23 protein-coding genes are annotated in these 22,853 nt (G+C 72.6%); 13 read left to right on the forward strand and 10 right to left on the reverse strand.

Annotation, left to right across the window (positions count from 1 at the left end):
• The first annotated feature begins 210 nt into the window (after positions 1 to 210).
• The gene (locus ACZ4UB_RS19745; RefSeq protein ID WP_468071721.1) at positions 211 to 3,522 is read left to right on the forward strand and encodes a DNRLRE domain-containing protein; all 3,312 of its coding nucleotides are present in this window, start codon (positions 211 to 213) and stop codon (positions 3,520 to 3,522) included.
• Positions 3,523 to 3,930: 408 nt separating this feature from the next.
• On the opposite strand, the gene ACZ4UB_RS19750 is transcribed toward ACZ4UB_RS19745, so the two are convergent.
• Positions 3,931 to 4,854 (reverse strand): SDR family oxidoreductase, encoded by a 924-nt coding sequence (locus ACZ4UB_RS19750; protein WP_468071723.1) that lies wholly within the window; start codon positions 4,852 to 4,854, stop codon positions 3,931 to 3,933.
• A gap of 1 nt (position 4,855) precedes the next feature.
• The gene (locus ACZ4UB_RS19755; RefSeq protein ID WP_468071725.1) at positions 4,856 to 5,620 is read right to left on the reverse strand and encodes an SDR family oxidoreductase; all 765 of its coding nucleotides are present in this window, start codon (positions 5,618 to 5,620) and stop codon (positions 4,856 to 4,858) included.
• 56 nt (positions 5,621 to 5,676) lie between these two features.
• Between ACZ4UB_RS19755 and ACZ4UB_RS19760 the strand changes: the two genes are divergently transcribed.
• From ACZ4UB_RS19760 to ACZ4UB_RS19780, 5 genes are read left to right on the forward strand one after another with little or no spacing between them, the layout of a single operon-like run.
• Positions 5,677 to 6,453, forward strand: coding sequence for an enoyl-CoA hydratase family protein (locus tag ACZ4UB_RS19760; protein WP_468071727.1), 777 nt, complete (start codon positions 5,677 to 5,679; stop codon positions 6,451 to 6,453).
• Entirely contained in the window at positions 6,450 to 7,322 is an 873-nt protein-coding gene (locus tag ACZ4UB_RS19765) for a CoA transferase subunit A (RefSeq protein ID WP_468071729.1), read from the forward strand. The genes ACZ4UB_RS19760 and ACZ4UB_RS19765 overlap by 4 nt, the downstream gene beginning before the upstream one ends.
• Entirely contained in the window at positions 7,319 to 8,077 is a 759-nt protein-coding gene (locus ACZ4UB_RS19770) for a CoA-transferase subunit beta (protein WP_468071731.1), read from the forward strand. The genes ACZ4UB_RS19765 and ACZ4UB_RS19770 overlap by 4 nt, the downstream gene beginning before the upstream one ends.
• An 11-nt stretch (positions 8,078 to 8,088) precedes the next feature.
• Positions 8,089 to 9,138, forward strand: coding sequence for an NAD(P)H-dependent flavin oxidoreductase (locus ACZ4UB_RS19775; RefSeq protein WP_468071910.1), 1,050 nt, complete (start codon positions 8,089 to 8,091; stop codon positions 9,136 to 9,138).
• 31 nt (positions 9,139 to 9,169) lie between these two features.
• Positions 9,170 to 10,108: a tyrosine-protein phosphatase gene (locus ACZ4UB_RS19780; RefSeq protein WP_468071733.1), complete on the forward strand. Its 939-nt coding sequence runs from the start codon at positions 9,170 to 9,172 to the stop codon at positions 10,106 to 10,108.
• 62 nt (positions 10,109 to 10,170) lie between these two features.
• Here the strand turns inward: ACZ4UB_RS19780 and ACZ4UB_RS19785 are convergent, their stop codons facing one another.
• The 5 genes from ACZ4UB_RS19785 to ACZ4UB_RS19805 form a co-directional block, all read right to left on the reverse strand.
• Positions 10,171 to 11,850: a DEAD/DEAH box helicase gene (locus ACZ4UB_RS19785; RefSeq protein WP_468071735.1), complete on the reverse strand. Its 1,680-nt coding sequence runs from the start codon at positions 11,848 to 11,850 to the stop codon at positions 10,171 to 10,173.
• A 101-nt stretch (positions 11,851 to 11,951) separates the two neighbouring features.
• Positions 11,952 to 12,155 (reverse strand): cold-shock protein, encoded by a 204-nt coding sequence (locus ACZ4UB_RS19790; protein ID WP_351038745.1) that lies wholly within the window; start codon positions 12,153 to 12,155, stop codon positions 11,952 to 11,954.
• 218 nt (positions 12,156 to 12,373) lie between these two features.
• Positions 12,374 to 13,531 (reverse strand): acetyl-CoA C-acetyltransferase, encoded by a 1,158-nt coding sequence (locus tag ACZ4UB_RS19795; RefSeq protein ID WP_468071737.1) that lies wholly within the window; start codon positions 13,529 to 13,531, stop codon positions 12,374 to 12,376.
• A gap of 20 nt (positions 13,532 to 13,551) precedes the next feature.
• Complete coding sequence (locus ACZ4UB_RS19800) at positions 13,552 to 14,166, reverse strand: TetR/AcrR family transcriptional regulator (protein ID WP_468071739.1); 615 nt, start codon at positions 14,164 to 14,166, stop codon at positions 13,552 to 13,554.
• Positions 14,167 to 14,199: 33 nt separating this feature from the next.
• The gene (locus tag ACZ4UB_RS19805; RefSeq protein ID WP_468071741.1) at positions 14,200 to 14,988 is read right to left on the reverse strand and encodes an SDR family oxidoreductase; all 789 of its coding nucleotides are present in this window, start codon (positions 14,986 to 14,988) and stop codon (positions 14,200 to 14,202) included.
• Between the two features lie 204 nt (positions 14,989 to 15,192).
• On the opposite strand from ACZ4UB_RS19805, the gene ACZ4UB_RS19810 reads away from it, so the two are divergent.
• The 3 genes from ACZ4UB_RS19810 to ACZ4UB_RS19820 are packed head-to-tail and all read left to right on the forward strand — an operon-like array spanning position 15,193 to position 17,461.
• Positions 15,193 to 15,342, forward strand: a complete 150-nt coding sequence (locus tag ACZ4UB_RS19810; protein WP_468071743.1) for a hypothetical protein — start codon at positions 15,193 to 15,195, stop codon at positions 15,340 to 15,342.
• The gene (locus ACZ4UB_RS19815; protein ID WP_468071745.1) at positions 15,342 to 16,487 is read left to right on the forward strand and encodes an acyl-CoA dehydrogenase family protein; all 1,146 of its coding nucleotides are present in this window, start codon (positions 15,342 to 15,344) and stop codon (positions 16,485 to 16,487) included. The genes ACZ4UB_RS19810 and ACZ4UB_RS19815 overlap by 1 nt, the downstream gene beginning before the upstream one ends.
• Entirely contained in the window at positions 16,487 to 17,461 is a 975-nt protein-coding gene (locus ACZ4UB_RS19820) for an acyl-CoA dehydrogenase family protein (RefSeq protein WP_468071747.1), read from the forward strand. The genes ACZ4UB_RS19815 and ACZ4UB_RS19820 overlap by 1 nt, the downstream gene beginning before the upstream one ends.
• Positions 17,462 to 17,946: 485 nt before the next feature.
• Here the strand turns inward: ACZ4UB_RS19820 and ACZ4UB_RS19825 are convergent, their stop codons facing one another.
• From ACZ4UB_RS19825 to ACZ4UB_RS19835, 3 genes are all read right to left on the reverse strand, one after another.
• Positions 17,947 to 18,711: a class I SAM-dependent methyltransferase gene (locus ACZ4UB_RS19825; protein ID WP_468071912.1), complete on the reverse strand. Its 765-nt coding sequence runs from the start codon at positions 18,709 to 18,711 to the stop codon at positions 17,947 to 17,949.
• 409 nt (positions 18,712 to 19,120) lie between these two features.
• Entirely contained in the window at positions 19,121 to 19,849 is a 729-nt protein-coding gene (locus tag ACZ4UB_RS19830; protein ID WP_468071914.1) for an SDR family NAD(P)-dependent oxidoreductase, read from the reverse strand.
• A gap of 12 nt (positions 19,850 to 19,861) precedes the next feature.
• Positions 19,862 to 20,359, reverse strand: coding sequence for an LLM class flavin-dependent oxidoreductase (locus ACZ4UB_RS19835; RefSeq protein ID WP_468071749.1), 498 nt, complete (start codon positions 20,357 to 20,359; stop codon positions 19,862 to 19,864).
• Positions 20,360 to 20,474: 115 nt separating this feature from the next.
• Here ACZ4UB_RS19835 and ACZ4UB_RS19840 point away from each other — a divergent pair, with 115 nt between their 5' ends.
• From ACZ4UB_RS19840 to ACZ4UB_RS19855, 4 genes are all read left to right on the forward strand, one after another.
• Complete coding sequence (locus ACZ4UB_RS19840; protein ID WP_468071751.1) at positions 20,475 to 21,080, forward strand: helix-turn-helix transcriptional regulator; 606 nt, start codon at positions 20,475 to 20,477, stop codon at positions 21,078 to 21,080.
• Between the two features lie 162 nt (positions 21,081 to 21,242).
• Positions 21,243 to 21,395 (forward strand): hypothetical protein, encoded by a 153-nt coding sequence (locus tag ACZ4UB_RS19845; RefSeq protein ID WP_468071753.1) that lies wholly within the window; start codon positions 21,243 to 21,245, stop codon positions 21,393 to 21,395.
• A gap of 15 nt (positions 21,396 to 21,410) precedes the next feature.
• Positions 21,411 to 22,139, forward strand: coding sequence for a VWA domain-containing protein (locus tag ACZ4UB_RS19850; RefSeq protein ID WP_468071755.1), 729 nt, complete (start codon positions 21,411 to 21,413; stop codon positions 22,137 to 22,139).
• A gap of 60 nt (positions 22,140 to 22,199) precedes the next feature.
• A complete protein-coding gene (locus tag ACZ4UB_RS19855; protein WP_468071757.1) occupies positions 22,200 to 22,703 on the forward strand; it encodes a pyridoxamine 5'-phosphate oxidase family protein in 504 nt (167 codons plus the stop codon).
• Positions 22,704 to 22,853 lie beyond the last annotated feature (150 nt).

The raw sequence follows: 22,853 nt of genomic DNA on the forward strand, positions 1-22,853 counted from the left end.
TGATCACTTTACGGTTCTAAAATATCGGCATAAAAGCCTCATACGGGTTCATTTCAATCACCCTTACGTCGAAAGCGGGGATGACGAATCGGGCGTCATGGTCCATGCTCACCTCGCGCATTTATGCGCGAGGGGCGAGTGGGGAGCGGACCCTTCATTTCGAGCCGATATGGCTGAATTACCGCTAGTACCGAGGGTGGTTGCATTCGCATGCCCGAGGGGGGAGAGAACACCGTGGACATCAGCGAAGAGACAGGCGAAAGTCCGCCAACTCAGCAATCCGATAAGGCAGTTACATCGCCCGGCCCGAGCCCGCGCAAGCGCCGCCGGGCCATCGGCACGCTCGCCGCGCTGCTGGCCGTCGCCGTCGCCGTGCCCGTCGGCGTCCAGCTGACCAAGAGCGAGCCGAAACCCGAGGCGAAGCCGCAGGCCGAGGGGGGTCCGGCGGTCACGTCGGCGCAGGCGCGGCTGCGGGCGAAGGAGTCCGGCAAGGAGGTCGAGGTCACCGCGGACCGGACCGCGAACACGACGACCTGGGCGCAGCCGAGCGGACAGTTCAAGGCGCAGGTGTTCAACAGTGCGATTCGCGCCAAAGTCGGCAACGACTGGAAGTCGATCGACACGAACCTCCAGCGGGTGGAGGGCGGTTACGCGCCGAAGGCGGTGAACGGCCGGGTGCTGTTCAGCGCTGGCAGCAAGCCCGCCGCCCCGGCCGGGACGGACGGTCAGCGCGCCTCGCGTTCCGTGTCGCGGGGGACCCTCGCCCCGGCGGCGTTCACCGCTCCTGCCGCCCCCGCGCCGGGCACCACCTGGACCGAACTCGTCCGCCTCACCGTCGATGGCCATGACATCGCCGTGAGCTGGCCCGGAGCGCTCCCCGAGCCGGTCATCGACGGTCCGCGTGCCCTGTACGAGAACATCCGACCCGGCATCGACCTGCTGATGACGGCCCAGGACGGCGGCTACTCGCACCTGGTCATCGTCAAGGACAAGCAGGCCGCCGCCGACCCGCTGCTCGGCGAGCTGAACTACCGACTCTCCTCCCCCGACCTCACCTTCGTTCTCGACGAGGCGTCCGGTGCGGTCAGTGCCCGTAACGCCGAGAACACGGAGATCGCCGGCTCCCCCACCCCCTACATGTGGGACTCCGCGGGCAAGGTCGCGATCACCGAGGGCGAGACCCGGCCCGCCCCGGGCCCGGCGGCCAAGGACCACCCCTCGCTCGGCCTGCCCGGCATCCGCGGCGCCGAAGGCGCCCACGCGGCGGTGGCCAAGGCCGCCCTGACCGGTGGTCCTGACGGCACGCTCTCCATCAAGCCCGATGCGGGTCTACTGAACGACGCCGACACCATCTACCCCGTCTTCGTGGACCCCTCCTTCAAGGGCCACAAGCAGGCCTGGAGCCTCCTCTACAAGACCGAGGAATCCTCCAGCTTCTACAACGGGCAGAACTACAACGCGGGCGGCACCAACGAAGCCCGCGTCGGCTATGAATCCACGTCCGGCGGCACGTCCCGCTCGGTATTCAACTTCGAATTCAACACGGCCCTGAACGGCGCCGTCATCAAGTCCGCATACCTGCGGGCCCTCCAGACGTATTCGTGGTCCTGCGAGTCCAAGCCATTCGACGTATACCTCACTCCGCTCATCAACAGCTCCAGTACCTGGAAGAACACCAGTTACGACGGCTTCTGGAGCAGTCGCATCGCCTCCGGCAGTGCGGGGTTCGGTTACAAGAGCGAATGCCCGGACAACTGGGTGGGCGTGGACATCAAGAGCGCAGCCGAACGCGCGGCCACCAACAAATGGCCCGCCATCGGCATCGCGCTCCGCTCACCGAACGAGTCTGACTCCTACCTCTGGAAGAAATTCCTCGCCAACGGTGAGAGCGCCCCGTTCATCGAGATCGTTTACAACAAGCCCCCGGATACCCCGGTCCAGGCCAATATGAGCAGTTACCCCGGCGGTCCCTGCACCACCCGTGCGCCCTTCACCAAGGTCGGCAAGACCAACGTGACGTTCCAGGCCAAGGGCAGCGACGGCGACGGCAACCTCAAGCAGATCCAGTTCCGCATCTGGTCCACCGACGGCACCCAGTCCCTCCCCGCCGACACGAAGGACACCAACAGCGACGGCGTGGCGACCACCCAGATCGGCTGGGACAAGTTCACCCCCGGCAAGACGTACTACTGGCTCGCCCAGGCAATCGACGCTGACGGCTGGTGGTCCGGCAGTGGCCCCAACGACTCCGGCGGCGGCGGGTGGTGCACCTTCACCGTCGACCACACGGCCCCCAACCCGCCCACCGTCCGCTCCGACGACTTCCCCGCCCCCGGCCCCGACGGAGCCGAGTGGAGCAAGAACCCCTTCGGCCCCGGGAAGATCACCGTCACCGGCAGTGGCACCGCGGCGGCCGACATCCGCGAGTTCCAGTGGAGCCTGAACCGCAACTCCTTCAATCAGAAGGCGGTCCCCGCCGCGGGCCAGGACACCGTCACCCTCGACATCACCCCCGACAACACCGGCCCCAACACCCTCTACGTCCGCACGGTCAACCAGGCCGGGAACGTCTCCACGACCACCACGCACCTCTTCTACGTCCGCCCGAACGCCGGCCAGGACAAGCCCGGTGACGTCACCGGCGACGGGTTCACCGACACCTTCGCCATCGACCCCGCGGGCAACCTGCGCACGTACTCGGGCGACAGGACCGGCGACGTCGACGGCTGGCTCCCCGGAGCCACCGACGCCGGCAAGCCCGTACCCGCCGGGTACTGGAAGGACCCGGCCACCGGCAAGAGCGCGCTGATCACGCACTCCACCGACTGGTTCCCCGGCGACGGCCTCACCGACCTCATCGCCCGGATGCCCGACGGCAAGCTCTACGTCTACCCCGGCGACGGCCTCGGCCACGTCGACATCAGCCGCCGCCTGGAGATCCTCCTCCCGGCCGGCTCCCCGAACACCGCCGCCCTCACCCAGCTCATCGCCGGCGAGGACGTCACCGGCGACGGCATGCCCGACTTCTTCGCCCTCGGCGACGACGGGGACACCTTCTGGGCCTTCACCGGATACACCGGGGCCAGCTTCAGCACCGTCAAGCAGATCGGCGGGGCCGGCTGGAAGCAGCGCGACATCGTCGGCGTCCGGGACGTCTCCGGCGACGGGGTCGCCGACCTGATCTTCCGCGACGAGTCCATGGCCAACCGTGGCCTCGCCCTGCGCAAGGGCAAGCCGGGCGCGAGCGGCGGAGTCGACCTCGCCTCCCTGGCCTCCGAAGCCGCCTCCAACGGAGCCAACGACATCACCTACGGCGCATCCGGCTGGAACCGCGCCACCTGGCCCCTCGTCCGCGGCGTCCCCGACATCACCGGCGACGGCATCCCCGACCTCTACCTCACCAACACCAACGGCTACCTGTACCTCTTCAAGGGCGGCAACGCCGCCATAGGCGGCCCCGCCGTCGGCACCGGCGGCAACGTCGCCGAAGACGGCTGGAACACCTTCCCCGCCATCGGATAACCACGGCACGATGCGATGCGCCTGCCCGGAGCGGTTCTCCGGCAGGCGCATCGCCGTATCCGCTCACCGTGTCGCCTCAAACGCCGGGCCGGCTGGACCCTCCGGGGACGCCTCAAACGCCGGCGGGGCTGAGGGGGGCCGCCAAGGGCCGAGGTGGCGCCGACCCCGGGCTCCAAATCCAGCCCGCCCGGCGTTTGAGGGCCCGCCGGAGGCCCCACGAGCCGCGCGACCGCATGCACCCCTCAAGCGCCGGGTCGGCTCGCCCTCCGGGGGCGCCTCAAACGCCGGCGAGGCTGGGAGATGCACGCGCTCGGCGGTTGAGAGCGCACCAGCGGCGCTGAGTGTGGCCCGCCCAGCCCGGCCACATCCAGCCCGCCCGGCGATTGAGGGCAGCGGCTCCGCCCCCGGCTAGCCCGCCGCCCCGTACACCCCCAGCGGGGCCTGCGCCGCCGCCAGGAGTTTCGACGCCGCCTCCCCCGCATCCGACGGCGACCAGCGGGTCCCGCGGTCGACGGTGGGGCCCGGGCGCCAGCCCTCCATGACGGTGATGCGGCCGCCTTCCGCTTCGAAGACGCGGCCCGTGACGCCGGCCGAGGCGGCGGAGCCCAGCCAGACGACCAGGGGCGAGACGTTCTCCGGGGCCATCGCGTCGAAGGCCCCGGCGACCGGGGCCGCCATCGTCGCCGCGAAGGTCTCCTCCGTCATCCGGGTCCGGGCCGCCGGGGCGATGGCGTTGACCTGGACCCCGTACCGGCCCATCTCCGCCGCCGCGACCAGGGTCAGGCCGAGGATGCCCGCCTTCGCGGCGCTGTAGTTGCCCTGCCCGACCGAGCCCAACAGGCCCGCCCCCGACGAGGTGTTGACCACCCGGGCCGCCACCTGCCGCCCCGCCTTCGCCTCGGCCCGCCAGTGCGCCGCAGCGTGTTTCAGCGGCAGGAAGTGCCCCTTCAGGTGGACCCGCATGACCGCGTCCCAGTCGTCCTCGTCCAGGTTCACGAGCATCCGGTCCCGCAGGAAACCGGCGTTGTTGACCAGGGTGTCCAGCCGCCCGAAGGCGTCCAGCGCGCACTCCACCAGCGAGGCCGCGCCCTCCGTCGTGGCGATGTCGCCGCCGTGGGCCACCGCCTCGCCGCCCAGCGCCCGGATCTCCGCCACCACCAGCGCCGCCGGGGCGTCCGGCCCCGGCAGCCCGTCCAGGCCCACCCCGAGGTCGTTGACGACGACCCGCGCACCCTCCGCCGCGAAGGCCAGCGCATGGGCCCGGCCCAGCCCGCGGCCCGCGCCCGTCACGATCACTACCCGGTCTTCGGCGAGGCCCGCACTCGTACCCATGTCAGTTCTCCTTGTTGGCGGTTGCGGCGTCCAGGAAGGCGGGGCGTTCGCCGCCGCCGTGCAGCAGCAGGCTCGCGCCGCTCACGTACGCGGCCCGGTCGGAGGCCAGGAAGACGGCCGCCGCGCCCACGTCGGCGGGCTCGGCGAGCCGGCCGAGGGGGACGGTGGCGCCGACGGCGGCGATCCCGTCCTCGTCCCCGTAGTGCAGGTGGGACAGCTCGGTGCGGACCATGCCCAGGACGAGCGTGTTCACCCGTACCTCGGGCGCCCACTCCACGGCCATCGAGCGGGCCAGGTTCTCCAGCCCCGCCTTGGCGGCCCCGTAGGCGGCGGTGCCCGGCGAGGGGCGGGTGCCGCTGACGCTGCCGATCATGACCACCGACCCGCCCGCCGCCCGTAGCGCGGGGTAGGCGGCCAGCGAGGCGGTCATCGGGGCCGTCAGGTTGAGGGCGACGACCCGTGCGTGCCGTTCGGAATCGCCCTCGCCCAGCAGTCGGTACGGGGTGCCGCCGGCGTTGTTGACCAGGCAGTCCAGGCGCCCGTACCGCTCGGCGACGGAGGCGAAGAACTCCCCCACCGCCGCCGGGTCCCGCAGGTCGAGGGCGGCGAAACGGGCCTCCCGAGCCCCCGCCGCCACCGGTTCCTCCGGCGGGCGGCGCGCGCACACGACGACCCGCGCACCCGCCGCGAGGAACGACCGGGCGATGCCGGCGCCGACGCCCCGGGTGCCACCGGTGACGACGACGACCCTCCCGTCCAGCTCCATAGGCTGCTACCTTCCTCCCCTAACAAACGTTTGGTGGAAAGGTAGCTGATCCGCTCATGGGTGTCTCCACCTCAAGCCCCGGCAAGGGCATCGCACTCGTCACAGTCGACTTCCCACCGGTCAACGCCCTTCCCGTGCAGGGCTGGTACGACCTCGCCGACGCCCTGCGCGCCGCGGGCCGCGACCCCGAGGTCCGCTGCGTGGTGCTGGCGGCCGAGGGGCGCGGCTTCAACGCGGGCGTCGACATCAAGGAGATGCAGCGCGACACCAGACAGGGCGAAAACGGCGGGCACGGCGGACACGGCGCGCTCATCGGCGCCAACCGCGGCTGCTACGAGGCCTTCGCGGCCGTGTACGAGTGCGAGGTACCGGTGGTCGCCGCGGTGCACGGCTTCTGCCTGGGCGGCGGCATCGGCCTGGTCGGCAACGCCGACGCGATCGTGGCCAGCGACGACGCCACCTTCGGGCTGCCGGAGCTGGACCGGGGCGCGCTCGGCGCGGCCACCCACCTCTCGCGGCTGGTCCCCCAGCACCTGATGCGCACCCTGTACTACACCTCGCGCACCGCGACGGCAGCCGAGCTGCACGCGCACGGCTCGGTCTGGAAGGTGGTCCCGCGCGACGCGCTGCGCGCGGCGGCCCTGGAGCTGGCCGCCGAGATCGCGCTCAAGGACGGCTACCTCATCCGCCTGGCGAAGGCGGCCATCAACGGCATCGACCCCGTGGACGTCCGGCGCAGCTACCGCTTCGAGCAGGGCTTCACCTTCGAGGCCAATCTCAGCGGGGTCGCCGACCGGGTCCGCGACACCTTCGGAGGCGAGGAGCGCCGATGAGCAACAGGACCGACAAGACGATGACTGCCGACGAGGTGGTCGGACGACTGCGCAGCGGAATGACGATCGGGATCGGCGGCTGGGGCTCGCGGCGCAAGCCGATGGCCCTGGTGCGAGCGCTGCTCCGGTCCGAGATCACCGATCTCACCGTCATCTCCTACGGCGGCCCCGACGTCGGCCTGCTGGCCGCCGCCGGGAAGATCCGCAAGCTGGTGGCCGCCTTCACCACCCTCGACTCCATCCCCCTGGAGCCCCACTTCCGGGCCGCCCGCGAGCGCGGCGCCTTCGCCCTCACCGAGATCGACGAGGCCATGTTCATGTGGGGGCTGACCGCCGCCGCGAACCGGCTGCCCTTCCTCCCCGTCCGCGCCGGCCTCGGCTCCGACGTCATGCGGGTCAATCCCGAGCTGCGCACGGTGACCTCCCCCTACGCCGACGGCGAGGAGTTCGTCGCCGTACCCGCCCTGCGCATGGACGCGGCCCTGGTCCACGTGAACCGCGCCGACCGCGCCGGCAACGGCCAGTACCTGGGCCCCGACCCCTACTTCGACGACCTCTTCTGCGAGGCCGCGGACAGCGCGTACGTCTCCTGCGAGCGGCTCGTCGAGACCGCCGAGCTGACCCGCGCAGCGGCCCCGCAGACCCTGCTCCTCAAGCGGCACTCGGTCACCGGGGTCGTCGAGACCCCCCACGGCGCGCACTTCACCACCTGCGCCCCCGACTACGAGCGCGACGAGCCCTTCCAGAAGGCGTACGTCGCCGCGGCCGCCGACCCGGCCACCTGGGCGGAGTTCACCGCCCGCTTCCTGTCCGGCAACGAGAAGGCCTACCAGTCCGCCGTCCAGGCCTGGCACGAGGAGCAGAAGTGACCACAGGATCCACCACCGTCAGCGCGGCCACCCGCGCCGACTACTGCGTGATCGCCTGCGCCGAGGCCTGGCGGGACAACGGCGAGGTCCTCGCCAGCCCCATGGGCCTGATCCCCTCGATCGGCGCCCGCCTGGCCCGCCGCACCTTCTCCCCCGACCTGCTGCTGACCAACGGCGAGGCGTTCCTGGTCGGCCCGGACGGCTCCACCGAGGGCTGGCTGCCCTACCGCCAGCACCTGGCCATGGTCACCGGCGGCAAGCGGCACGTGATGATGGGTGCCAGCCAGATCGACCGGTTCGGCAACCAGAACATCTCCTGCATCGGCGCGTGGGAACAGCCCGCCCGCCAGCTGCTCGGCGTCCGCGGCGCACCCGTCAACACCCTCAACAATCCCGTCAGTTACTGGATCCCCAAGCACTCCTCGCGGGTCTTCGTCGCCCGCGTGGACATGGTCTCGGGCGTGGGCTACGACCGGGCCGCCGCGGCGGGCCCGTCCGCGACCCGCTTCCACCGCATCCCCCGCGTGGTGACGAACCTAGGGGTCTTCGACTTCGAGACCCCGGACCGGTCCATGCGGATCGCCTCCCTGCACCCGGGGGTGAGCGTCGAGGAGGTCCGCGCGGCCACCGGCTTCGACCTGAGCGGGATCACGGAGCCGATCGCCCGCACCCGCGAGCCGAGCCCCGCCGAACTGCGCCTGATCCGCGAGGAACTCGACCCCCGCGCCACCCGCCTGCGCGAGGTGCCCGCGTGAGCACGCCCCGGATGGAGACCGCCCTCACCAAGCTCGTCGGCATCGAGCACCCGATCGTCCAGACTGGCATGGGCTGGGTAGCGGGCCCGCGCCTGGTGTCGGCCGCCGCCAACGCGGGCGCGCTCGGCATCCTGGCCTCCGCGACGATGACCGTCGACCAGCTGCGCGGCGCCGTGCGGGAGGTCACGTCCCGTACGCGGGCGCCCTTCGGGGTCAATCTGCGGGCGGACGCCGGGGACGCGGCCGAGCGGGCCCAGCTGATCATCGACGAGGGGGTCCGGGTCGCGTCCTTCGCGCTCGCGCCCTCCAAGGAGCTGATCGCGCGGCTCAAGGACGCGGGCGTGGTGGTGATCCCGTCCATCGGGGCCCGCCGGCACGCGGAGAAGGTCGCGGCCTGGGGCGCGGACGCCGTCATCGTGCAGGGCGGTGAGGGCGGCGGGCACACCGGGGACGTGGCGACGACCGTACTGCTGCCGCAGGTGGTGGACGCCGTGGACATCCCGGTGATCGCGGCGGGCGGCTTCCACGACGGGCGCGGCCTGGTCGCGGCCCTCGCCTTCGGGGCGGCGGGCATCGCGATGGGCACCCGGTTCCTGCTGACCTCCGATTCGACCGTCCCGGACCAGGTCAAGGCCCGCTACCTGGCGGCCGGGGTCAAGGACGTCACGGTGACGACGGCCGTGGACGGGCTGCCGCACCGGATGCTGCGCAGCGAGCTGGTCGTCGCACTGGAGCGCGCGGGCCGGGCCAGGGCGCTGGCCAAGGCGGTCCGCCACGCGGCGTCCTTCCGCCGGATCTCGGGCCTGAGCTGGCCGCAGATGGTCCGTGACGGGCTCGCGATGAAGCACGGCAAGGACCTGTCCTGGAGCCAGGTCCTGCTCGCCGCCAACACCCCCATGCTCCTCAAGGCGTCCATGGTCGAGGGCCGTACGGACCTCGGCGTCATGGCATCGGGCCAGGTAGCGGGCGTGATCGAGGACCTTCCGTCCTGTGCGGAACTCGTCACCCGCGTCATGGCCGAGGCACACGCAGTGCTCCGCGCCCTGCCTCCGGCAGGGTGATCCCCCTTCTCCCCTTTCAGGAGTCGCACCGATGAGCCGTGCCCGAATCCGCCTGGCGGCGACCGGAGTGCTTCTCTCCGCGCTCGCCGTCGGCACCCTCCCGGCCTCCGCGTACGCCGCGCCGGCGCCGGCCACCGCCCCCACCCAGGCCCGGCACCCCCAGCAGCAGGCGGACACGATCCGCCGGATCCCGCTCCAGGGCGCGGTCAACGTCCGTGACCTCGGCGGGTACCGCACCCTCCTCGGCGGCCAGGTCCGCCAGGGGCTCGTCTACCGTGCCGACGCGCTCGGCAAGCTGACCGACGCCGACCTCACCACGGTCTCCGGTCTCGGCCTCACGAAGGTCGTCGACTTCCGCATTCCCATGGAGGTGCAGTACGACGGGGCCGACCGGCTGCCGGCGGGACTGACCTCCACCTCGCGCCAGGTCAGCGACCGGGGCCTGTACGGGTTCCTGGTGGGCGCGATCGCCACCGGCGACCCCGTCAAGCAGGAACAGCTGCTCGGCGGCGGTCGCGCCGAGGCCTACATGCGCGAGGTCTACCGCACCTTCGTCACGAACCCGGACAGCCGGGCCCAGTTCGCGGCGACGCTGCGGGACATCGCGGACGGCGGGCAGGGTCCGCTGCTGTACCACTGCACCTCCGGCAAGGACCGGACGGGCTGGCTGAGCTACGTCCTGCTGCGGGCGCTGGCCGTGCCGCGGGCGACGGCCGAGCAGGACTACCTGGCCTCGAACGCCTTCCGGGCCGCCTACGACGCCCAGGTCCGGGCGGGACTCAAGCAGTCCGGCCGGATGCAGGACCCGGACCTGCTGATACCGCTCCAGGAGGTCCGCCAGGACTACCTGGACTCGGCGACGGCGCAGCTGGAGGCCGACTACGGCAGCTTCTACGGCTACCTGACGGACGGCCTCGGGCTGGACCTGCGGACCCTGACGAAGCTCCAGTCGAAGCTGGTCCGCCCGTAGGGACGCGAAAACGCCGGGCAGCGCGCTGTGCGCTGCCCGGCGTTCTCGTACGTGCGGTGGGATCAGGCGCTGGGACGGCCCGAACCGGCGCCGCCGCCGGTCGCGCGGCGCCGGCCCTGGCCGAAGCCCTGGCTCGCGCCCTGGGCGCCACTGCCGCGGGTCCGGGTCGAGGCACCGGCGCCGCCGCCGGAGCCGCCGCCGCGGCGGCCCTGGCCGCCCGCGCCGGAGCCGGAGGTCGCGGCGACCGAGGCCGTGCCGCGGGCGCGGCGCGGACGCTCGCCCGAGGTCGAGCCCGCGCCGCCGCCCTGCGGGGCGCCGGAGCGGCGACGGCCGCCACCCTGGCCGCCGCTCTTGGCGGCGGTGCGCGGCTTGGCGGGGGTGGGCTGCGGCACGTCGAGCACCACGGGGATGCCGGAGGGCACGCGGGCGCCGGTGAGGCGGACCAGTTCCTCGTCCGAGGAGCGGATCTGCGCGGTGCGGGGGCTGATGCCCGCGTCCGACATGAGTCGGGTCATCTCGCGCTTCTGCTCGGGCAGGACCAGGGTGATCACGCTGCCGGACTCGCCGGCGCGGGCGGTACGGCCGCCGCGGTGCAGGTAGTCCTTGTGGTCGGTGGGCGGGTCCACGTTGACGACCAGGTCGAGGTCGTCGATGTGGATGCCGCGGGCCGCGACGTTGGTGGCGACCAGCGCGGTGACCTCGCCCGTCTTGAACCAGTCGAGGGTGCGGTTGCGCTGCGGCTGCGAGCGTCCGCCGTGCAGGCCGGAGGCGCGGACGCCGTCCGCGAGGAGCTTCTTGACCATGCGGTCGACCCCGCGCTTGGTGTCGACGAACATGATCACCCGGCCGTCGCGAGCGGCTATGCGCGTGGCCACGGCCTTCTTGTCGGTCTCGTCCATGACGTACAGGACGTGGTGCTCCATCGTGGTGACGGCGCCGGCCGACGGGTCGACGGAGTGCGAGACCGGGTCGTCCAGGAACATCTTGACGAGCTTGTCGACGTTCTTGTCCAGGGTCGCGGAGAACAGCATCCGCTGACCGCCGGGCTCGACCTGCTTGAGCAGCGCGGTGACCTGCGGCATGAAGCCCATGTCGGTCATCTGGTCGGCTTCGTCGAGAACCGTGATCGAGACCTGGTCGAGGGTCGCGTCGCCGCGCTCGATGAGGTCCTTCAGACGGCCGGGGGTGGCGACGAGGACCTCGGCGCCGCGGCGCAGGGCGCCGGACTGCCGGTTGATCGACATGCCGCCGACGACGGTGGTGATGCGCAGGTTCACGGCGGTGGCGTACGGCGTCAGCGCGTCCGTCACCTGCTGGGCCAGCTCGCGGGTCGGTACGAGGACCAGCGCGAGCGGCGCCTTCGGCTGGGCACGGCGACCGGCCGTACGGGCCAGCAGGGCCAGGCCGAAGGCGAGGGTCTTGCCGGAGCCGGTGCGCCCGCGGCCGAGGAGGTCGCGGCCCGCGAGGGAGTTCGGGAGGGTGGAGGCCTGGATCGGGAACGGCTCGGTGACGCCCTGGGCTGCGAGGGTCTTCAGCAGCGCGGCGGGCATGTCGAGGTCCGCGAAGGCGGCCACCGGCGGGAGGGCCGGCGTGATCGGGTCCGGCATGGTGAATTCCTGCGGCCGGGCAGGCTGGGCGGAACCGCCCTTGGGCCGGCCGCCGCCAGCCTTCGGACGTCCCTGGGCAGCACCCCGACCCCTGACGGGACGGCGGCTGGGACGTGCGGAGCTGGAGCTGGTCATGCGGGAAAGCCCTCCTGGAACCGGCAGAAAACTTATTGACGGAACAACACACAAGCCGGGGCCCGCACCTCGCGGTGCGGACCCCGGCCGTGCGAAGAGCGTCAGGCAGGCAGGATGTTCTCGGCCTGCGGGCCCTTCTGACCCTGGGTGACCTCGAAGGACACGCGCTGGCCCTCCTGGAGCTCACGGAAGCCCTGGGTGGCGATGTTCGAGTAGTGCGCGAAGACGTCCGGGCCGCCGCCGTCCTGCTCGATGAAGCCGAAGCCCTTTTCGGAGTTGAACCACTTCACGGTGCCTTGAGCCATTTTGAAATCTCCTGAATAGGTGGCAAGGGCCCCATCCGGAAGAGCCGGAAACAAAATAAGCGCCTGAGGAGCAATCCCGTCAGGCGCACATAAAGTTCATGGGTACCACAACTGCAACGTCTCCAACGTACCACAGGAAGACCGCGGAGCTCGGATCCGGGTGTGTGACGCATGTCGCCTGCGGGGCGCCCCGGCGGTCCGCCGGGGCGCTCCGTGGGTCAGAGCCGCTCGATGATGGTCACATTGGCCTGACCTCCGCCTTCGCACATCGTCTGGAGCCCGTAGCGGCCCCCCGTGCGCTCCAGCTCGTGCAGCAGGGTCGTCATCAGCTTGACCCCGGTGGCCCCCAGCGGGTGCCCCAGCGCGATCGCTCCGCCATTCACATTCACCCGTTCGGGATCGGCTCCGGTTTCCTTCAGCCAGGCGAGGACGACCGGCGCGAAGGCCTCATTGATCTCGACCAGGTCGATGTCGTCCAGGGACATCCCGGTCTTCTTCAATGCGTACGCCGTCGCGGGAATGGGAGCGGACAACATCCGGATGGGGTCCTCCCCGCGCACGGAAAGGTGGTGGATGCGGGCGCGCGGGGTCAGGCCGTGTTCAGCGACGGCCCGCTCGGAGGCGATGAGCAGCGCGGCGGCGCCGTCGGAGACCTGGGAGGAGACGGCCGCGGTGATGGTGCCGCCCTCCACGACGGGCTTCAGCCCCGCCATCTTCTCCAGGGTGGTGTCCCGGCGCGGTCCCTCGTCCGTGCGGACGTCCCCGTGGGCGACGGTCTCGCGCTCGAAGCGGCCCTCGTCGATGGCGCGCAGGGCCCGCTGGTGCGAGCGCAGCGCGAACTCCTCCATGTCGAGGCGCGAGATCCCCCACTTCTCGGCGATGAGCTGGGCCCCGTGGAACTGGTTGACGGGGGCGTCGCCGTAGCGGGCGCGCCAGCCCGCCGAGCCGGCGTAGGGGCCTTCGGTGAGGCCGAGCGGTTCGGCGGCCTGCCGGGAGGCGAAGGCGATCGGGATCATCGACATGTTCTGGGTGCCGCCCGCGACCACGAGGTCCTGGGTGCCGGACAGGACGCCCTGCGCGGCGAAGTGGACGGCCTGCTGCGAGGAGCCGCACTGGCGGTCGATCGTGACTCCGGGGACCTCCTCGGGGAGCCCGGCGGCCAGCCAGGCGGTCCGGGCGATGTCGCCGGCCTGCGGGCCCACGGTGTCGAGGCAGCCGAAGACCACGTCCTCGACGGCGGCCGGGTCCACCCCGGAGCGCTCCACGAGCGCGCGCAGGACGTGGGCGCCGAGGTCGGCCGGGTGGACCCCGGACAGTCCTCCCCCGCGCCGGCCCACGGGGGTGCGGACCGCGTCGACTATGTAGGCCTCGGGCATCGGAACTCCTAGGTGAGGGTTCAGGTACGGAGCGCGATCCCGTCCAGCACCATCGAGAGGTACTGGCGGGCGATCTCCTCGGGGCTGTGCTGGCCGCCCGGCCGGTACCAGGACGCCGCCACCCACACCGTGTCGCGCACGAAGCGGTAGGTGAGGCGGATGTCCAGGTCGGCCCGGAAGACCTCGGCGGCGACCCCCCGCTCCAGCGTCCCCAGCCACGCCTTCTCGAATTTGACCTGCGAGTCCGAGAGGTAGTGGAAGCGGGGCTGCGCGGACAGGTGCCGGGCCTCCTTCTGGTAGATCGCGACGGCGGCGCGGTGCCGGTCGATCTCCCGGAAGGACTCGGTGACGAGGGCCTCGATGGTCTCCCTGGGGCCGAGCCGGGCGTCGAGCACGGTGTCGTAGCCCTGCCACAGCTCGTTCAGGAAGCTCGAGAGGATCTCGTCGAGCATCGATTCCTTGGAATCGAAGTGGTAGTAGAGGCTGCCGGCGAGCATTCCGGCGGCGTCGGCGATCTTGCGGACGGTGGTGGCGTTGTAGCCCTGGGCCGCGAAGACCTCCGCGGCGGTGTCGAGGAGCTCCCGTCGGCGCTCCGGCGAGGCCGTCACCTGCTGCTTCTTCTGGTTCGTTGGCACGCGCCCATTGTGGTCCCAGTGGTCCTCGCGGTCCTACGCGTGCTGACTGCTGACCGATACGGTCTCGCCCGTCATGTACGACGAGTAGCCGCTGGCCAGGAACACGATGACGTTGGCGACCTCCCACGGCTCGGCGTAACGCCCGTAGGCCTCCCGGGCCGTCAGTTCGTCCAGGAGCTCCTCGCTGGTGACCTTCACCAGGTGCGGGTGCATGGCCAGGCTGGGGGCGACCGCGTTGACCCGGACGCCGAACTCGGCGGCCTCCAGGGCCGCGCAGCGGGTCAGCGCCATCACCCCGGCCTTGGCGGCGGCGTAGTGGGCCTGGCCGGCCTGGGCCCGCCAGCCGATGACGGAGGCGTTGTTGACGACGACCCCGCCGGCGCCGGCCGCCTTGAGGGAGCGCAGGGCGGCGCGGGTGCAGCGGAAGGTGCCGTTCAAGGTGACGTCGAGGACCTTGGTCCACTGCTCGTCGGTCATGTCGACGAGGGCCGCGGTGCCGCCCAGGCCGGCGTTGTTCACGACGACGTCCAGGCCGCCGTGGGTGGCCTCGGCGAGCGCGAACAGGGCCCGGACCTGCTCCTCGTCGGTGACGTCGCAGGGCAGGGAGGTGATCCGGTCGGCGCCGAAGTCGGCGGCCAGCGCCTGCTCGGTCTCCTTGAGGCGGCGGGCGTGCGCGTCGCTGATGACCACGCGGGCCCCCTCCTCCAGGAAGCGGCGGGCGGTGGCGCCGCCGATCCCGGCGCCGGCCGCCGCGGTGATCACGGCCGCGCGGTCCTTGAGCAGCCCGTGCCCGGCGACGTACCGGGGAGCGGTGGCGTTCATGCCCGAACCTCCTTGGGAAGGCCGAGGATCCGCTCGGCGATGAGGGTGCGCCGGATCTCGTCGGAGCCGCCGCGAACGCGCCGGTGAGGTGGGTCCGTGGCCACTCCCGAACCTCGGTGCGGAACTCCTCGACGCCGCTCATGGCCGTACGTTAACCTACCAAACACTTGTTAGGGAAGGTCGCTCGTGAAGGATGGAAGCCGGATGCCCGCCCAGCCCCCCGCCGACGAGGCCGAGGTGGTGCTCTACGAGCGCCACGGCCCGGTCGCGCACGTGACGATGAACCGCCCCCGCAACCGCAACGCGCAGAACGGCGCGATGACCATCGCGGCGATGAAGGAGGCGACCGGCTGATGGACCTGACCCACACGGCGGAAGTGACCGCGTTCCGGGCCGAGGCCCGGGACTGGCTGCGCGCGCACGTGCCCGCGCGGCCGCTGCCCTCGCTGGAGACGGCCGAGGGCTTCGCCGCGCACCGGGAGTGGGAGGGCCTCCTCGCGGCGGACCGCTGGTCGGTGGTGTCCTGGCCCGAGGAGTACGGCGGCCGGGGCGCGGGCCTCGTGAAGTGGCTGGTCTTCGAGGAGGAGTACTTCGCCGCCGGGGCGCCGGGCCGGGTCTCGCAGAACGGCATCAACCTCCTCGCCCCCACCCTCTTCGACCACGCGACCCCCGCCCAGCGGGCCCGCGTCCTGCCGTCGATGGCGAGCGGCGAGGTGATCTGGGCGCAGGCCTGGTCGGAGCCGGAGTCCGGCTCCGACCTCGCCTCGCTGACCTCGCGCGCGGAGCGCACCGAGGGCGGCTGGCTGCTCTCGGGGCAGAAGACCTGGTCCTCGCGGGCGGCCTTCGCGGACCGCGCCTTCGGCATCTTCCGCACGGAGGCGGGCACGCCCAAGCCCCACCAGGGGCTCAGCTACCTGATGTTCGACCTGCGGGCGCCGGGGGTGACGGTACGGCCCATCGGGCGCCTGGACGGGAAGCCCGCCTTCGCGGAGCTGTTCCTGGACGGGGTGTTCGTGCCGGACGAGGACGTGATCGGCGAGCCGGGCCAGGGCTGGCGGATCGCGATGTCCACGACGGGCAACGAGCGCGGGCTGACCCTGCGCTCCCCCGGCCGCTTCCTGGCGGCGGCGGACCGGCTGACCGCGCTGTGGCGGGAGCGGGCGGAGCCGGCCGACACGGCGCTGCGCGACCGGGTGGCGGACGCGGTGATCGGGGCGCGCGCCTACGAGCTGTTCACCTGGGCCAACGCCTCGCGGTTCGCGGCGGGCGAGACGATCGGCGCGGAGTCGAGCCTGAACAAGGTGTTCTGGAGCGAGTACGACATCGCCCTGCACGAGAGCGCGCTGGACCTGCTGGGCGCGGACGCGGAGCTCGCGGACGGGCCGTGGGCGGAGCCGTGGCTCTTCTCGCTGGCCGGGCCGATCTACGCCGGCACCAACGAGATCCAGCGCGACATCATCGCCGAGCGGCTGCTCGGCCTCCCGAAGGGCCGCCGCTGATGCGCTTCCTGCCGACCGACGAGCAGTCGGACTTCGCCCGCACCCTGCGCGCGCTGCTGGGCGCCGCGGACGTGCCGGCCGTCGTACGGTCCTGGTCCACCGGGGCGTACGGGCCGGGGCGGGCCCTGTGGTCCCGGCTCGCGGACACGGGGCTGCTCGCGCTGGCGGCGCCGCCGCAGTACGAGGGGCTGGGTCCGCTCCCCGTCGAACTGGCCCTGGGGTTCGTGGAGCTGGGGCGCGCGGCGGTGCCGGGGCCGCTGGCGGAGACGGCGGCGGTGGTGCGGCTGCTGTCGGAGCTGGGGGACGAGGCGCTGGCGAAACGCTTCGTCCCGGGGCTGGTCTCGGGCGGGGCGCCGGCGACGCTCGTCCTCCCGGACGGGGGTCCGTACGCCGTGGACGCCGGGGCGGCCGACCACGTCTTCGTCGTCTCCGCGGCGGGGGAGCTGCGCCTGGCCGCCGGGCCGGGGGCGGAGCTGGCCTCCCTGGATCCGGCCCGGCGCCTCTCGCGGCCCGCCCCCGGCGGGGAGTTGCTGGCCGCGGGCCCGCACGTTACGGCGGCGGCCGCGACCGCCCTGCGGTGGGCGCGGCTGCTGACGGCGGCGCAGTGCCTGGGGGTGGGCGAGGCGCTGCTGGCGCGGACCGTGGAGTACGCGAAGCAGCGCACGCAGTTCGGGGTGGCCATCGGGTCCTTCCAGGCCGTCAAGCACCGGCTGGCGGACACGCTGATCGGGCTGGAGTTCGCGCGGCCGCTGGTGTGGGCGGCGGCGCTCGGCCTCGTCCCCTGGGAGGTCGCGGCGGCGAAGGTCGCGGCCGGCGAGGCCGCGTACCGGGCGGCCCGGACCGCGCTCCAACTCCACGGCGCGGTCGGCTACACGGACGAACTCGACCTCTCCCTCTGGCTCCGCAAAGCCCGCCCCCTCCGCGACGCCTGGGGCACCCCGTCCACCTGCCGAGCCGAAATCCTGCCGACCTGACGTGACCCCGGGTCCAAACCCCGACCCCAGGCTCCGCCCAGGGCACGTCCTCAAACGCCGGACGGGCTGGGGGTGACCCCGGCCGCTTCAGCCCCGCCGAACAACCGGCCCCGGCCGCTTCAGCCCCGCCGGCGTTTGAGGCGCGGGTCCGGGCAGAGCCCGGGACGACGGGCCGCACCCGGGCCCCCAGCGTCCTCAAACCCCGGACGGGCTGGGGGGGTGACCCCGGCCAATTCAGCCCCGCCGGCGTTTGAGGCGCGGGTCCGGGCAGAGCCCGGGACGACGGGCCGCACCCGGGCCCCCAGCGTCCTCAAACGCCGGACGGGCTGGGGGGGGTGACCCCGGCCAATTCAGCCCCGCCGGCGTTTGAGGCGCGGGTCCGGGCGGAGCCCGGGAGGGCGGGCCGCACCCGGGCCCCCGGCGTCCTCAAACGCCGGACGGGGTGGGGGTGGCCCCGGCCGATTGAGGTGCGGGTGCGGGCGGGGTCAGGGGTGGGTGACGGACAGGGTGACGGCGTAGGGTTCCTCGATCGTGCCGTCGGGGAAGAGGCGCAGGAGCCGGTCCCGCTCGGCCGCACAGAAGTCCGCGGTGGGCCCGGCCCCGAGGACCAGGAAGGCCGAGTGACTGGCCAGGTTCGCCAGATGCACGTCGACCGGGACCCGCCGCCCCCACCGCACCTCGCGCGTCACGAAGTCGAGCCCCGCGGGCAACCCCCGCCCCGGAACCCCCGGCCGCGCCGACAGGAAGTCCGCCACCCGCCGGTCCTGCTCGGCGACCCACGGCACGGACAGGTCCAGGTCGTTCCACCACAGGGCCAGCGCCCCACCCTCCCGCAGCACCCGCCGCACCTCCGGCACCGAGCGGCCGGGATCGGTCCAGTGCCACGCCTGCGCGTAGGTGACCAGGTCGAAGGCCCCGTCGGCCAGCGGCAGCCGGTCCCCGTCCCCCCGCACCAGCGGAATCCCCGGGTGCCCCCGCCGCAGCTCGGCCGCCATGCCGTCCCCCGGCTCGACGGCGACGACCCGCGCCCCCCGCGCCCGCAGCAGCGCACTGGCGATCCCGGTCCCGGCCCCCACGTCCGCGACCCGCGCCCCCTCCAGCGACCGCCCGGTCAACTCCTCGACGGCGTCGAACAACTCCGGCGGATACCCGGGCCGGTTGGCCCCGTACAGCGCGGCGGCGGCGTCGAAGGACCGCGCCCGCTCCCGGACCGTGCCGAACTCGTGCACCACCTCGATCCGCCCGACGATGTGCGCGTTGAACTCCGCCAGCTCCTCCGCCGGCACCCACAGCTCCAGGATCGTCTCCCCGCCCGCCTGCTGGACCGGGTACCGCGCGAGGAACTCCGTGTCCACCTCGAAGCGGGTCACGAAGCCCGCCCCGTCGTGCTTGACGTTCCAGTCGCGGGCGATGCGGATCGCGTAGTCCTCGTTCATGACCGGGTAGAAGATCGGCTGTTCCGGCAGCCGCGGCGGCCAGGCCCGCCAGTCGGCCGCCGCCACCAGTTCCAGTTCGACGGGCCCGGCGGGCCGCCACAAGGTCGTCGTAGTCGTCATCTCCCGACCCTAAGTGCCCCTGCGCGCAACCCACTCGGCCGCCCCCGGCCAGGTCCGGCGCCGGATCGTAAACCCGCACCGGCACCCGCCCCGGGACGGACGCTCACCGCGTCGTCATCCCGCCGTCGACGGTGAACTCCGCGCCCGTGATGTAGGAGGAGGCGTCCGAGCACAGGAACCGCACCAGCTCGCCGACCTCCTCCGGGCGCCCCATCCGCCCCAGCGGCAGGTGCGACCAGTCCCGGCCCGTCACCGCCGCGGCGACCATCGGCGTGTCGATCGCCCCCGGGTGCACGGAGTTGACCCGGATCCCGTCCCCGGCCAGGTCCAGGGCCGCCGACCGGGTCAGCCCGCGCAGGGCGAACTTCGTGGAGCCGTAGGCCGCGTGGCCCGGTATCCCGACCAGGCCGGCGGTGGAGGAGATGTTCACGACGGAGCCGCCCCCGGCCGCCCGCATGAGCGGGGCCACCGCCTGGATGCCGAGGAAGGGGCCCAGCAGGTTGACCCGGAGCAGCGCTTCGAAGTCCTCGACACCCTGCCGCTCCACGTGGGCGGTGCGCCACAGGGCCGCGTTGTTGACCAGGGCCGAGACGCCCCCGTACGCGTCCACGGCGGCCCGCGTCACCCCGGCCCAGCTCTCGGCGTCGGCCACGTCGTGCCGTACGTACAGGCCCTGGTCGCCGAGCGCCCCGGCGACCTCGCGCCCCTCCTCCTCGCGGATGTCGGTGACGACGACCCGCGCGCCGGCCTCCGCGCACAGCCGGGCCTCCGCCGCGCCCTGGCCGCGCCCGGCGCCGGTGATGACGACGACCTTCCCGTCCAACGGGACCATCGCTCCCACGGGTCAGCCCTCCAGCGCGCGGAAGTGGCGGAAGTGGGGGATGGCCTTCTCGCCCCACTGGCGGATGGTCTCCCTGCGGACCTCCTGCGGGACGGTGCCCATCTGGATCAGGCACATCACCTCGTCGACGACGTCGCCGGCGCCCGCGAAGCCCATCACCGGGGCGCCGATGCCGAGTTCGGCGGCCAGCTTGAGGGTGTCGTGCTGGGAACAGGCCATGAAGAGCGGCGGGTGCGGGTCCTGGACCGGGCGGGGCAGGACCGCCCCGGGCCCGATGTCGATCGAGCCGTGCCACTCGAACCGCTCCCCCTTCCACGCCGTGGAGAAGATCCGCAGGCCCTCCTCCATCTGCGGGTAGGTGTCCTCGGGGCGCACCGGGTGCTGGTAGCCGAAGGGCATGGTGACCACGCCGTGGCCGACGCGGATCCGCTCGGTCCGGGCGGCGACCCAGGTCGGGAAGGGGGCGACGAGCTGCGCCTCGAAGATCATCGAGAACTTCACGTGGGGTCCTCCATCACGAGCGTCCGCGAGCATTCATATCCCTAATCGGCATACTTCTAGCAGGCACACCCCGCAGGGGGAAGGGCGCCGCGAGGCCGGTCGTAGACTGCGGTCCGTGGCAGAAGAGGCGAACGGGCGCGCGCTCCCCGCAACGAGCTGGGCGGTGCTCGGACTGCTCTCCTTCGGGGAGGAGCTGTCCGGCTACGACCTGAAGAAGTGGTCGGACCGGTCGCTCAAGTTCTTCTACTGGAGCCCCTCCTTCAGCCAGATCTACAGCGAACTCAAGCGCCTGGAGAAGGCCGGCTACGCCTCCTCGCGCCTGGTCGCCCAGGAGACCGGCACCCGCGACAAGCGGGTCTACCGGATCACCGACGAGGGCATGGACGCCGTGCGCGACTGGGCCCGCCGGGCCCCCGCCGACCCACCCGTCCTCAAGCACGGGCCGATGCTGCGCCTGTGGCTGGGACATCTGCTGGAGCCGGAGCAGATGCGCGACGTGCTGGCGCGGCACCAGGAGTTCGCGGAGAAGATGCGCCTGCGGGCGGTCGCGGACGTCGAGGGCGCCCAGGGCGAGGCGGCGTGGGCCTACCCCGCCCTCACCCTCAAGTGGGCCGAGCGGTACTACGCCTCCGAGCGCGACCTCGCCGCCGCCATGCTGGAGGACATCGAGGCACTGGAGGCGGAGCGCGGGTCCGCCGCCCCGGGCGGCAACACCCCGTAGGCCCGCCGGACAGAAGCAGACCGGCGGCGGGACGCGGGACACCGAGGAGAAGGACCGCACGGCCATCCCGACGGTACGGCCGTCGCCTTCGCACACCGTGGTGACGGCGACGACGCCGCCGGTTCGGCGTACGGGGAGGCGTACTCCTGGGTGGTCGGGGAGATGATCCAGCCGCACGGCGGGATCGGGATCATCCGGGAGCACGAGGCGCACCGGTTCTTCAAGCGCGCCCACGCCGCCGCGCGGCTGTTCGGCGGCCCGCCCGCGCACCGCGACCGGCTGACCGCACGGCTGGGGCCGATCGGGGCCCGTTGACGTACCCTCGGGGCCATGACCGGCAGTGCGATCGACCTGCGCAAGATGGAAGAAACCGCTCCGGCGCTCGTCAGCCTGTACAAGAGCGCCGGGGTCTCCCTGCGCAAGCACGGCCTGGACGGTCAACGGGCCGCGGTCTACCTGGTGCTGGACTACTCCGGCTCGATGCGCCCGTACTACGCCGACGGCACCGTGCAGGCCTTCGCGGACCGGGTGCTCGGACTGTCCGCGCACCTGGACGACGACGGTCGGGTCCCGGCGGTCTTCTTCTCCACGGACGTCGACGCCGTCGAGGAGATCTCGCTGGAACGGCACGCGGGCGCGGTGGGCCGCATCGTGGCGGGCCTCGGGCACATGGGCAAGACGTCCTACGACGCGGCGATGGACGCGGTCATCGACCACTACCTGGACAGCGGGGCGACGGATCCCGCCCTGGTGGTCTTCCAGACGGACGGCGGCCCCCTCGACAAGGCCGCGGCGGAGCGCCACCTGTGCAAGGCGGCCCGGCTGCCGCTCTTCTGGCAGTTCGTCGGCTTCGGCAACACCCGCAGCACCCAGTTCGACTTCCTGCGCAAGCTGGACGAGCTACCGGTGCCCCGGGCGCGCGTCGTCGACAACGCGGGCTACTTCCACGCCGGGAAGGACCCGCGCGCGGTGCCGGACGCGCAGTTGTACGACCGGCTGGTCTCGGAGTTCCCCTCGTGGCTGGCCGCGGCGCGGACGGCGGGCATCGTGCGCGCCTGAGCGGCGGGCATCGTGCGCGCCTGAGCGGTCGGCGCCCGTACCAGGCGCTTTCATAGCGGTATGACGACGAACAACTGGGCGCATTTCGCCGCGGCCGAGCCGGAGCTCGCCGAGGCGGTCCGGGCCCGCTTCGGGCAGTACGCGCACCACGTCCTGGCGACCCTGCGCAAGGACGGCTCGCCGCGGGTCTGCGGGCTGAACGCCACCTTCCGGGGCGGCGAGCTGTGGCTCGGGATGATGCCGGGGTCGATGAAGGCCCTGGACCTGCGGCGCGATCCCCGGTTCGCGCTGCACACCAATCCGGGTGCGGACGAGTCGATGCCCGACGGGGACGCCCGCGTCTCGGGGCGGGCCGTGGAGATCCTGGACCCGCCCGAGCTGCACCGCTTCGCCGAGGAGTCAGGCGAGCCGCCGCACCCGTCCCACCTGTTCCGGGTGGAGCTGACCGAGGTGGTCCTGACCGGGATCGACGGGGACGACCTGGTGGTGCGCGCGTGGACCCCGACCACCGGCCTGCGCACGATCCGCCGGGGGAACGACGACGAGCCCGCCCGGGAGGAGTGAGGCGCGGTCGACCTCGGACTCCTCGTCCGCGTACTCGTCCTCGTCCGCGTCCTCGACGGGGGTGGGAGCGGGGGCGGGGGCGGTCGACACCGGGGCCGGGACCGGCTCGGGGGCGGGCCCGGTCCCGGGGAGGGCGATCGCGGCCGGGTC

The organism is Streptomyces sp. NPDC028419, assembly GCF_055565515.1.

Coding starts and splice junctions, on each gene's coding strand:
- ACZ4UB_RS19745 (WP_468071721.1), top strand. CDS start 211: ATGCCCGAGGGGGGAGAGAACACCGTGGACATCAGCGAAGAGACAGGC.
- ACZ4UB_RS19750 (WP_468071723.1), bottom strand. CDS start 4,854: ATGGGTACGAGTGCGGGCCTCGCCGAAGACCGGGTAGTGATCGTGACG.
- ACZ4UB_RS19755 (WP_468071725.1), bottom strand. CDS start 5,620: ATGGAGCTGGACGGGAGGGTCGTCGTCGTCACCGGTGGCACCCGGGGC.
- ACZ4UB_RS19760 (WP_468071727.1), top strand. CDS start 5,677: ATGGGTGTCTCCACCTCAAGCCCCGGCAAGGGCATCGCACTCGTCACA.
- ACZ4UB_RS19765 (WP_468071729.1), top strand. CDS start 6,450: ATGAGCAACAGGACCGACAAGACGATGACTGCCGACGAGGTGGTCGGA.
- ACZ4UB_RS19775 (WP_468071910.1), top strand. CDS start 8,089: ATGGAGACCGCCCTCACCAAGCTCGTCGGCATCGAGCACCCGATCGTC.
- ACZ4UB_RS19780 (WP_468071733.1), top strand. CDS start 9,170: ATGAGCCGTGCCCGAATCCGCCTGGCGGCGACCGGAGTGCTTCTCTCC.
- ACZ4UB_RS19785 (WP_468071735.1), bottom strand. CDS start 11,850: ATGACCAGCTCCAGCTCCGCACGTCCCAGCCGCCGTCCCGTCAGGGGT.
- ACZ4UB_RS19790 (WP_351038745.1), bottom strand. CDS start 12,155: ATGGCTCAAGGCACCGTGAAGTGGTTCAACTCCGAAAAGGGCTTCGGC.
- ACZ4UB_RS19795 (WP_468071737.1), bottom strand. CDS start 13,531: ATGCCCGAGGCCTACATAGTCGACGCGGTCCGCACCCCCGTGGGCCGG.
- ACZ4UB_RS19805 (WP_468071741.1), bottom strand. CDS start 14,988: ATGAACGCCACCGCTCCCCGGTACGTCGCCGGGCACGGGCTGCTCAAG.
- ACZ4UB_RS19810 (WP_468071743.1), top strand. CDS start 15,193: ATGCCCGCCCAGCCCCCCGCCGACGAGGCCGAGGTGGTGCTCTACGAG.
- ACZ4UB_RS19815 (WP_468071745.1), top strand. CDS start 15,342: ATGGACCTGACCCACACGGCGGAAGTGACCGCGTTCCGGGCCGAGGCC.
- ACZ4UB_RS19820 (WP_468071747.1), top strand. CDS start 16,487: ATGCGCTTCCTGCCGACCGACGAGCAGTCGGACTTCGCCCGCACCCTG.
- ACZ4UB_RS19830 (WP_468071914.1), bottom strand. CDS start 19,849: ATGGTCCCGTTGGACGGGAAGGTCGTCGTCATCACCGGCGCCGGGCGC.
- ACZ4UB_RS19845 (WP_468071753.1), top strand. CDS start 21,243: ATGATCCAGCCGCACGGCGGGATCGGGATCATCCGGGAGCACGAGGCG.
- ACZ4UB_RS19850 (WP_468071755.1), top strand. CDS start 21,411: ATGACCGGCAGTGCGATCGACCTGCGCAAGATGGAAGAAACCGCTCCG.
- ACZ4UB_RS19855 (WP_468071757.1), top strand. CDS start 22,200: ATGACGACGAACAACTGGGCGCATTTCGCCGCGGCCGAGCCGGAGCTC.